The 9,913-nt window shown below is 29.4% G+C and carries 11 protein-coding genes; 3 read left to right on the forward strand and 8 right to left on the reverse strand.

Annotated features, from left to right (window positions below):
- Positions 1-199: 199 nt before the first annotated feature.
- The 3 genes from J2S72_RS03965 to J2S72_RS03975 all read right to left on the reverse strand — a co-directional run bounded on the left by J2S72_RS03965 (position 200) and on the right by J2S72_RS03975 (position 2,464).
- Positions 200-424: a hypothetical protein gene (locus J2S72_RS03965; RefSeq protein WP_155803728.1), complete on the reverse strand. Its 225-nt coding sequence runs from the start codon at positions 422-424 to the stop codon at positions 200-202.
- Between the two features lie 121 nt (positions 425-545).
- The gene (locus J2S72_RS03970; protein WP_307495006.1) at positions 546-2,213 is read right to left on the reverse strand and encodes a recombinase family protein; all 1,668 of its coding nucleotides are present in this window, start codon (positions 2,211-2,213) and stop codon (positions 546-548) included.
- Between the two features lie 95 nt (positions 2,214-2,308).
- Positions 2,309-2,464 (reverse strand): cobalt ABC transporter, encoded by a 156-nt coding sequence (locus tag J2S72_RS03975; protein ID WP_307495007.1) that lies wholly within the window; start codon positions 2,462-2,464, stop codon positions 2,309-2,311.
- A gap of 753 nt (positions 2,465-3,217) precedes the next feature.
- On the opposite strand from J2S72_RS03975, the gene J2S72_RS03980 reads away from it, so the two are divergent.
- The 3 genes from J2S72_RS03980 to J2S72_RS03990 all read left to right on the forward strand — a co-directional run bounded on the left by J2S72_RS03980 (position 3,218) and on the right by J2S72_RS03990 (position 5,884).
- Positions 3,218-4,183, forward strand: a complete 966-nt coding sequence (locus J2S72_RS03980; RefSeq protein WP_307495008.1) for a site-specific integrase — start codon at positions 3,218-3,220, stop codon at positions 4,181-4,183.
- 81 nt (positions 4,184-4,264) lie between these two features.
- Positions 4,265-4,663 (forward strand): hypothetical protein, encoded by a 399-nt coding sequence (locus J2S72_RS03985; protein ID WP_307495009.1) that lies wholly within the window; start codon positions 4,265-4,267, stop codon positions 4,661-4,663.
- Between the two features lie 351 nt (positions 4,664-5,014).
- Positions 5,015-5,884 (forward strand): hypothetical protein, encoded by an 870-nt coding sequence (locus J2S72_RS03990; RefSeq protein WP_307495010.1) that lies wholly within the window; start codon positions 5,015-5,017, stop codon positions 5,882-5,884.
- A 37-nt stretch (positions 5,885-5,921) separates the two neighbouring features.
- Here J2S72_RS03990 and J2S72_RS03995 read toward each other — a convergent pair whose 3' ends face one another.
- From J2S72_RS03995 to J2S72_RS04015, 5 genes are all read right to left on the reverse strand, one after another.
- On the reverse strand, positions 5,922-7,169 hold the full coding sequence (locus J2S72_RS03995; protein WP_307495011.1) for a DNA cytosine methyltransferase: 1,248 nt from the start codon (positions 7,167-7,169) through the stop codon (positions 5,922-5,924).
- Positions 7,162-7,386: a helix-turn-helix domain-containing protein gene (locus tag J2S72_RS04000; protein WP_307495012.1), complete on the reverse strand. Its 225-nt coding sequence runs from the start codon at positions 7,384-7,386 to the stop codon at positions 7,162-7,164. The genes J2S72_RS03995 and J2S72_RS04000 overlap by 8 nt, the downstream gene beginning before the upstream one ends.
- 164 nt (positions 7,387-7,550) lie before the next feature.
- Positions 7,551-7,859: a hypothetical protein gene (locus tag J2S72_RS04005; protein WP_307495013.1), complete on the reverse strand. Its 309-nt coding sequence runs from the start codon at positions 7,857-7,859 to the stop codon at positions 7,551-7,553.
- Positions 7,840-8,976: an HNH endonuclease signature motif containing protein gene (locus tag J2S72_RS04010; protein ID WP_307495014.1), complete on the reverse strand. Its 1,137-nt coding sequence runs from the start codon at positions 8,974-8,976 to the stop codon at positions 7,840-7,842. Before J2S72_RS04010 ends, J2S72_RS04005 begins: the two co-directional genes overlap by 20 nt.
- A gap of 231 nt (positions 8,977-9,207) precedes the next feature.
- On the reverse strand, positions 9,208-9,744 hold the full coding sequence (locus J2S72_RS04015) for a hypothetical protein (protein WP_307495015.1): 537 nt from the start codon (positions 9,742-9,744) through the stop codon (positions 9,208-9,210).
- Between the last annotated feature and the right edge of the window lie 169 nt (positions 9,745-9,913).

Genomic DNA, 9,913 nt, shown 5'->3' on the forward strand with positions numbered 1-9,913 from the left:
TTTTCTGCTTCCTTACAAAGTGCATTCAACATATCATAGTGTTTTTTTAACTTTAAAATATACTCTTGTAATCCCAACTCACGTTTCTCTTTTGTTGAAAAGCACATAAAGTATAATTTAGCCAATTCAGGATTTTTGATGTTCTGTATTTCCATTGGAGCGGATACCCACTCAATGAAATTTTGTTTTCCACTATCCGTTATTGAATAATTTTTTTATATCGCCCATTTTCAATAGCTTCTTCATACTTAATATATCCACAATTAAGCAATTTTTTTATAGCAGCTTGTATACTTCCCATACTGGTGCTATACATCAAATTAAATGGAGCTTCATACCAGATATATCCTATAAGGGCTGTATAGTAGAGCTTTTCAACTTTGCTTATTCCTCGCTTCCTAAATCGTTCTTTGTATCTCCACACACCATATCAATACAAACATAAACATCAATATAATTTTTCAGGACTTTTTTTCGTCCTCCATCGCCATCTTCATTAAAGACATAATGCTTGTAAAACTGCTTAAAATGCAAGATTTCTAAGTTTACATCTTTTGTATTAACGCTATGGTCTCCACGGAGTTATCATTGTCCAAACTTAAATTGATGTCTTTATCTATCAAAGGAAGCTTGAAAACAACAGATTTTACCCACCTACCGAGTTCAGACTTTTCATCATATATTTCAATTTTTTCTATCAATTCATTAAATAATCTCTTCTTGTCGACATCTGAAAGCACTGAATATAGTTTATGAAAATTGATTAAAATCTTATAGACATTATCAGAAGTTATCTTTTCTTCTAAGATAGCTTCTTTTCTTTTCCTACTGTCTGAAATTTGTAATTCTACATAATCTAATTGATCGTAAATAGCATCTAATCTTAGATTTAGGTCTTCAGATTTTCTTTCATAATGCTTATCTTCAAAGTCTAAAGAATCTATTTGACTTATTAGAGATACTTTAGTACCTAGTAATTGTCTTTCTTTAGACAAATGTTTATTGATTAGTTTATCAATTTCATCAGTATCAATTTGGATATTGATTTTTTCTTCTAATTTTTTAGCAAAGCCTGGATTACTAATTATTTGCGTTATTATCGTTGCTACTTCTTCATCAATTATTTCTGTTTTAATTTGCTTATTAAAGTCACATTTGTGCCCATTCATTAACTGACGATGTTTGCATCCGTAATAGTAATAGTCCTTGTAATGGTCTCCATTTTTCTTGCGTTTACGGCTTTTATTTCCATATAATCCTGCACCACAAACTGGACATTTTATTAGGCCTGACAATAAATAAGTTTTTTCATTTTTGCCTTTATTAACCTTTTCGTATTTCTTGGCTTGGGCTTTTCTCTTAGTTCTAGTTAATTCCCAAAGTTCATCATCAATAATTGCTTCATGGATTCCTTCACTCAGTATATAAGTATCTGTTTTTTCTTGTACTACCTTCCCTGTAAGTTTATCTTTTTTTCCCCTTCTCCTGCCGTAGGCAATTTTACCATTGTAAACTGGATTATCTAAGATTTGTCTAATTAAAGAAGCAGAAAAATAAGGCGATGTTCCATTCTGTCTAATAGGTTTTTTAACATCTAATGAAACCAGATATTTTGCAACTCCGTTTGCTCCCATATCTGAATTTGTATATAGATCAAAAATTATTTTTATTGTCTTAGCTTCTTCTTCATTAATTATTAATTCTCCATCTTTAAGGCTATATCCGGTAGGGGCAAAACCACCATTCCATTTTCCTTCTCTCGCCTTTTGTTTGCGGCCTTCCATTGTTTGAGAAATTATATTTTCACGCTCCATTTCTGCTACCGCTGAAAGAATGGTTATAACCAATTTTCCTGCGTCTTTAGAGCTATCGAGGCAATCATCAACTGATACCAAGTGCACTCCATGTTCTTCCATTACCTGCAAAGAATTTAGTGTATCAGCTGCGTTTCTACCAAATCTAGATAGCTTGAATACGAGAACACAATCAATGTTGTCTTTTTCTTCTTTGATATCATCAAGCATTGTTATGAAATTATTTCTTCCAATTAATGTTGTCCCTGATTTGCCAGCATCTTTATATACATTTACTATCTCTATATCATAGGCTTCAGCGTATTGTTTTATTCTCTCTTCCTGAGCATCAAGGGAATAGCCGTCAATTTGCATAGAAGTAGATACACGAGTATAAATATAAGCTCTTTTCTTTTTCATAGAAACACCTCACCTAATAAAAGTTTGGACATAATAGCAAGACTATTTTGTACCTATATTTTACTATATTGCATATTAAAAACCAACAAATATATCTAATTTGTTGGTTTCGTGCCTTCTTTGTTATTTTCTTTATTTTCCATATCTAAATTTTCTGGTGGTGCCTCTAGGCTATTGAAATCTATTGGATCTGCATATTTCTCTATAAATTCCTGTATAAGACGAGCAAGTCCGTTTAACTCATCAGCCATGATAACCACCTCCTTCAAAAAATTCTTTTATTTTTTATATGTCAGAATTTTTTTAGAAAGAAGTTTTATTAATTATTAGTATTTATTTTCTACTCTTTTTTTATCCAAATAACTTTATTGCATATTAAAAATAGAAGATTGATGAGATGGAGAAATTGGAGCGTATAAAGGAGGATATGAAAATTAGAAGTATGCAGAAAACAAAAAGAAGGAAACAATATATTTTTTATTTGGAAAAGAAAAAATTTATCAATTGATATTGGCAAATTAAAATCTCGCTCTATCGGACTGCGGATTTACAGCAGTAGACCTGGAATAAGGCTCATCTATTTTGACGATATTAAAGTCCGGCTACGGTAACTATATTGCTTCATGATAGTTGAAGGTCTTGAATTGATGCCATTAAAATTCATGATCTCAATGGTTCTTCAAAATATATTTATTAGAAGAACCTAAATGGTAATTTTAAAAAGCAAAGCTTTGAAAATTACCAGTTTAGGCAGGAAAAAATACGGTTTAACAATTAATTTATGAAATATTTAGGAAAAAATGAGGAAAAATAAAAATGAAAATTATCTGTTTATCAAATGGCAAAATCTAATGGTTATGACACAACGGTGATTACTGAAGTGAAATAACAATAATATTTAAGCCTGTATTATTTAGATTTTTAGAGCATCTTAAGCTCATAAAAAAAGGAGGAGGCTAATTAACAATAATATAGTAATTTAATTTATTAGGAGGAGTTTAATAATGGCAAGAAACAAAAATAGTTTGCAGTACGAGTTATTTAAAAAAGCATCTGCTGGTCTAAAAGGAAATACAACAAGAAAGCAATATAGGTATGCCTGCAAGAAATTTGCATCATGGAGTAAAGAACAAGGCATAAAACAAATAGAAAAGGTAGATGAAGATTTGATTCAAGAATACTCTTTTCATTTACAAGAAGATCCTTTTGGTTACTCTGCTGGTACTATTCATACCTATCTTGCCCCTATATGCAAGGCTCGTGGAGTTAGCATGAAAGATATTAGTAAACCTAGAAGAAAAGCAAATACGATAACTAAAGGTAGACAAGAAGAAGCAAATTCTCATGGTAAAGTTCAAGAAACTTATCCTGAATATCAAAGACTGATAACTCTACAAAAAGCACTAGGCATACGAAGAAGTGAATTAGGACAATTAATACGTGGAGACTTGAAACAAGGAAAAGATGGATATCTATATGTTCATGTACGCAAAGGAAAAGGCGGTAAATCAACTTACCAATTAATATTACCTAAGGATGAAGAAGTAGTTAAAAAAATTTTCTTCGAAAAATCTATGGGAGAAAAAATATTCAACTCAGAAGAAATGAACAACAAAATTAATTTACACGCTATTAGAAGAGAACACGCTATAGATGTCTACCAGTTTTTTGAAGAAAGAATAGAGAACGAAGATGGCTTTGAAAAGGTACTAAAAGATAGGCTTATTAAAGCTTTTATAGACGGAAATAAAGACTTATATGACACCAATAGGTCAAAGTATGACTCCAAGCTATCACGCTTTATTAACGATGTGAGAGATGATCTATACATCTTAAGAGGCGAAAACAAACAACGAGCCATCCAAAATGGAAGACCCGTTGTTTATAATCGCTTAGCACTAATGGCTACTTCTGTATTTGCTCTCAGTCATTGGAGACTTGATGTAACTATTGTTAATTATATTGTCTAAAGCTCTGATGCTTAATTAAAAACATTTCTGACATATAAAATACAGGAAGTAATACATAGTAATATATTGGAGGTATATCAAATGAATAAAATAATCAGAATACTTAGTCAAGAGTTCATAAAGCTAAAGGAAAATCGAAAATACAGAATAGCTAAACCTTTTAAGGCTTATAGATATTTAGACAGTCTGGAATTCATTACCGAAGACAATGCTCTTTACGGAGTAATATATGAACTTTCCGCCGGATATTTCATAGTTCCTATTGCTGATCTCGAACCTGAAAATGTTCCGTCTAAAGACGAGTTGGAAAAAGTACGTAAAATAATAAGAACAATGATTGTATTGTATACTGAATACTACTTTCACGATGTAATGGATTTCTTCTGCACGGAAATATTGCCAGATAGAATCATACATATAAACGAATTTTTATTATTATTTGAAAAATATAAAAACGAAAGAAACTTAAAATTAAATTAGTAGAAAATATTACTTCCTAAACTTAAATAGTCTGTTCTATCACAATTTGGAACAGACTATTATTCTTGTGTTCTGCAACTACCATTTATTAAACATTAAATAACATGTATGAATTTGTTGTTTACCTTGATTTTGCATATAGTTTCAGTAATAAAGTATCTTTCTATTATAGGATAACAGGATTAATGATATAATTAAATTATTCCATATACTCCTTCAACCAACAAAATCTAAATACTAAAAGCTTTCTTTGAAAGCGAAAAATCTTAGATTTTAAAAAAAGGAAATTGTGGAAATTAACTAAAGTTTATTCACAGATTTTATTATAAAAATATTAGTGAGGTTAAATTTATGTGTGATAAAATAAATGATTTTATGTATCTTTATATGTACCATTTAGAAAATTTCTTATTTAGTAGAAGAAAAGAGTTAGCTAAAATTAGCTTCCAGTCAGATGAAGCTAATACAGACAGACCTTTAAAAGAATATCTAAAAAATTTAATAGAAAATGAATTTAATTGCATCCCTTCAAACTCAGAAATAGCTAACGTAAATATTGAAGGAAAAAAATATTCATCTTTAGAAGCATTAGGTGATATGTATATCTCTAAAGTATTATTACCGGAAGAAATAACACCAGAAATTAAAGCCAGTATTAAAGAAACTAAGTCTTCCACATACACAAACCCTGACATATGCTTTGTTGTTAGGGATAATCTCTCTTCATTCTATGAAGCGATTGAACTAAAATCTACAAAAAGAGATTCTATCCCAGGATCAAGTATTCAACAAATCCTACCTGATCAATGGGTAATATTTATTAAACATACAAAAACAGATACTGACATAGCCACTGGAAAATATATTAATACAATTAACTCTAAAATGCAGTTTCCAGATAGAAGTCCAAGGCCACAGGTTTCTTTTATAGAACTAAAAAATTGGAATAAAAAATATAGGTCAATAAAGAATAATAGCTTAATTTATGCCAAAGATGAAAATGCAAGCGAAAAATTTCAATTAATATCTGATTGGCAAAACGTATTATCAAATAGATGGATTGAAATGCTTTTTGAATCTAATACTAGTGGAAAAAACGAACCATGGTATAACAATAATATGAGAAAATTTATTTTATCTTTTTTAAATAAATACGAATCATTAACCACTGAAGAACAACTCGATTTTAAATTAAAAGTTAAAAATTCAATTATTGAATAATAGTCAATAGCTAGCTTCTTATCAAGCTAGCTACTGTCTATTTAAAATAGATATCCCATTTTTCTTTAATTGATTGTGCAATATTATAGGCTAAAACACACGGAACTGCATTTCCAATTATTTTGTATGCATTACTTGCACTTAATGCAACATTATCAGGCGTTTTACTTAAAATAAACTCATAATTATCTGGGAATGTCTGAAGCCTTGCACATTCTCTAACAGTCAATCTTCTCTGCTTCATGCCTTTTGCAAGCTCATCGTCATTTTTTCCACCATTTTCTTTACTTAATCTTCTAAATTCAATGTTTCCATGGTGTTCTGATCGAATGGTTGGTGAAATTGAATCAAGATTAATTTCTACATTTCCTTGACCTTTTGGAAGATATTTTGCTTTTGAATACTTTTTTTGAGCTAAATCCTTTGAATATTCAGGCTCTGGCAAATCTCTTAACACCTCTCTGGAACTTAAATAATCAAATAAATTATTACCTTCAACATTATAAGAATGTGTTGGTTTAGGATAAGGATCAAAGTCAGGATTATTGTCCAAGTCGAGTAAGTTAATTAGCGCTTCTTCTCTTAAAGCATCCTTCTTAAATCCAAAAAAAATTATTCTCTCTCTTGATTGTGGTACACCATAATTAGCTGCCTGTATAACCTTTGCTGGAATAACTAAATATCCACTATCTGCTGCTTCTGCAAAATCTTTTTCCATAATTTCTTTAACATCATCTAATGATATTAAACCTTTTACGTTTTCAGCAATAAATAGTTTAGGCTTAACTATTGTAATTACTTCTTTCATCCAAATATATAACTGTCCTCTATTTTCTATTGTAGGTTCATTATTGTCGGTGTTATTTTTTCCATCATGACTTTTTGAAGAATTAAAGCCTTGTCTTTTTCCTGCTACAGAAAAATCTTGGCATGGGAATCCTCCAGTAACAATATCAATATTTTTAGGAAAAACTTTTTCCCCGGCATAATGCTTCTTTACAATATTAACAATACTATCTAGTTTATAAATTTCATTGGCATCTGGTGTTCTATGCTGGAAATATGAAACCCATGCTGCTTTAGCATCTGGTCTGATATCATTAGCAAAAACAGTCTTAAATCCAGTTTCTGCTAATGTAACCCAATCTCCATTATCTTCATCAATCCAATCAGGATTTATATCTGTATTTATTGAGCGTTTTAAACATTGAAAGCCACCCTCTAAACCTATATCCATTCCACCACAACCACTAAACAATGATAGTACTCTTTTGTTGTCAGTCATGATCTTCTTCCTCTATTTGGTAATTTATTTCCACGATATCTGTTAAATCACATTCTAACGATTTACATATTCTTTCTAATACTTCTAATGATACATATCTATTATTGCTCATTTTAGTTATTGTACTATTTGATACGCCTGTCATATTATGTAAATCTTTTTTGGCAATTTCTTTATCAATTAACATTTTCCATAATTTTTTGTAGCATACCGACATTTCTATCCTCCTCATTACTGACTATATAATAGCATAAATATGACGATATCTCAACATTATTAGTTATATGTCGTTATCGGCGTTTTATTTTAGTTGTGCATCATCATTTCCCACTTTATTTGTTAATGATAAGTCATTTAGAGTTAGAAATGTTCGTCAGACATTCACTTAATACACAAATATCTATTATTCAGTTTTGCAATAAAATTAACTTCTTTTTCTTCATTAGAGCTAAGAGCAGTAATGTCAATAATATAAGAAGTCTGTATCTCTAAATACACTGTTATTGCGTTAATATGTTCTTTAATATCATTAGAATAATCCCTATATAGCAATAATAAATCGATATCATTTGAATGTTTTTCTTGGTTCAGTATAGAACCAAAAATATAAACTTTATCAAAGCTTTGGAATATGTCTATGTTTTCACTAATAGTATTGATTATATTTGTCTTATCTAAATTTATTGACATACACATAAAATTCTTCCATTGTTAATAAAGTCACATCAAAGATTTTAGCTACCTCTCTTGCTTCTTTTGAAATACAGTTTTCTCCATTCCAATTATGCAAATTTACAATCACATCATTTGGCTTTGGAGACATATTATACAAAAATGCTTTACTTAAGCAATATTCATATACAAATTCAATAATAGTATCATTTACGATAATTTTTCTTAGCTTATTGAAATTTTTATATTCAAAATTGATACCTCTAGAACGTAAATATGTTAAGGCAAAATTTAAACTATCTAATCTAACACCTACTATTCTAAAGCAATTATTATTATGATAAATTTGTCTTATCTGAGGTGCATCATTCAATAATATTTTTTCTCCATCCTTTTTTAAAATATATGGATTGTCTACTCCTAATACCACATCTTCTAAAGTGTTCTCTTTTCTCATTATTTTTATTAGTTCCTCTAATGACTCTGTATTAGGTAGTATCTTTCCCTTTATAGGATTAATTCCGAAAATTGAGTATATTTCTTGTGGAAAAAGAACAGATCTATACTTTTCTATATCTATTCTGGTATTTTTGAATTCATCAACATGAGTAAGAAAATTTTGAATTACTGCTAAATTTGAATACTCCTTTACTTTGTGATGTTGAAATAAATTTAAGTTTTTCTCAAATATTAACTTTAGTTTTTCATTATTTTCTAATAATTGAGGTTCAAATTTTTTCCATAAATTCTTATTACCGGTCAAGTAGTAGTTATTATATATATTATTATTTTGATTCAATATTGGTACTACTGACTCTTTTAACTCATTAAAAGAAGTATATTTAACAGAAAAAAAAGCTTCCAGCTCTTTTCTCCTAATTTCTTTCCATTCTTTTACATCGCTTTTTGTAAAGAAACCAATTTTATCAAACTTTTTATGACAATTAGGACATAAAATTATTAAATTATCATATGAATTATCCAAAGTTTCATAGTATGCTTCAATATGCGCCTGTTCTATGATATCTTTATTATTAATAAACAATTTTTCTTTACACTCAGGATTCATACAATATCCCATGGATTCAGCCCATAGTTTGCGTTTTATATTTTCTGGAATCGCTTTTCTTTTCATATTTTTCCTTCCATATTTTATATTATCTCAACCCGTTCCAAGGCTCTTTAATACCCTTTTATTACTCTATTGAACTTTTATGATAATTCATCTAATACAATTTCAACTTTAACATGCTCTTTTAAATCTTGTTTCGATAATGAAGCTGCCATCTCCTCATATCTTGAGTTAACAGTATGAATATTAATGTAAATTGTGAGAAAGATTAGTATATAAGAATAAATGATGGATTTAATCTATGGTTAATCCTTTAGATGGTTTCGATGCATTTTTAAAAGTATTCCTAATTTTTTTCGCCTCATTTTCTCCTTCAATTGATATTTTGCTAATGATATCTTTAGATTTCACAAAATTTGTAGGTAATTCTATTCCTATTGCTACCCCCTGATATTTTGTATCATAAAATTTCGCATTATTTTTATCAATAGATAAACATCTATTACCACTGGATAAATAAAACTTTCCTCCCAATTCTTTACATAATGTACTAGTCATGTACAATCCAAAGCCTGAATTTGACCAAAAATCATTAAATTTATTTTTAGATGTTGGAGAAAATGCCCTTGAAATACCAGGTTTTATTGCAAATTGTATAGCTTCCTTATCATCAAATATATACTCCCTATGAAAACGATTATTACGCAAACTGCTCTTAAGACCAATACCTTCATCAACTATAGCTATTTCAGCTTTACCTTTAGTTGGCCAGTACTGACCACAAACCCATGCATTATCTGTCTCAGAATGTTCTGAGATATTTCTTATCATTTCCCTTAAACAATATGATAATACTATTTCTAATTCTTCGTTGCCATGAGCTATTATCTTTGATAACTCTTTAGACTTCCTTATATAATGTATTTAGGTTGTTAAAGGTAACCTATAACCCTTTTTCGACTAAGTATTATTCAGGTTTGCTGTATAATATTGTTATTAG

This window comes from Peptoniphilus koenoeneniae, from assembly GCF_030812875.1.
Taxonomy (GTDB): Bacteria; Bacillota; Clostridia; order Tissierellales; family Peptoniphilaceae; genus Peptoniphilus_B; species Peptoniphilus_B koenoeneniae.

Coding starts and splice junctions, on each gene's coding strand:
- J2S72_RS03970 (WP_307495006.1), bottom strand. CDS start 2,213: ATGAAAAAGAAAAGAGCTTATATTTATACTCGTGTATCTACTTCTATG.
- J2S72_RS03975 (WP_307495007.1), bottom strand. CDS start 2,464: ATGGCTGATGAGTTAAACGGACTTGCTCGTCTTATACAGGAATTTATA.
- J2S72_RS03980 (WP_307495008.1), top strand. CDS start 3,218: ATGGCAAGAAACAAAAATAGTTTGCAGTACGAGTTATTTAAAAAAGCA.
- J2S72_RS03985 (WP_307495009.1), top strand. CDS start 4,265: ATGAATAAAATAATCAGAATACTTAGTCAAGAGTTCATAAAGCTAAAG.
- J2S72_RS03990 (WP_307495010.1), top strand. CDS start 5,015: ATGTGTGATAAAATAAATGATTTTATGTATCTTTATATGTACCATTTA.
- J2S72_RS03995 (WP_307495011.1), bottom strand. CDS start 7,169: ATGACTGACAACAAAAGAGTACTATCATTGTTTAGTGGTTGTGGTGGA.
- J2S72_RS04000 (WP_307495012.1), bottom strand. CDS start 7,386: ATGTCGGTATGCTACAAAAAATTATGGAAAATGTTAATTGATAAAGAA.
- J2S72_RS04005 (WP_307495013.1), bottom strand. CDS start 7,859: ATGTCAATAAATTTAGATAAGACAAATATAATCAATACTATTAGTGAA.
- J2S72_RS04010 (WP_307495014.1), bottom strand. CDS start 8,976: ATGAAAAGAAAAGCGATTCCAGAAAATATAAAACGCAAACTATGGGCT.
- J2S72_RS04015 (WP_307495015.1), bottom strand. CDS start 9,744: ATGATAAGAAATATCTCAGAACATTCTGAGACAGATAATGCATGGGTT.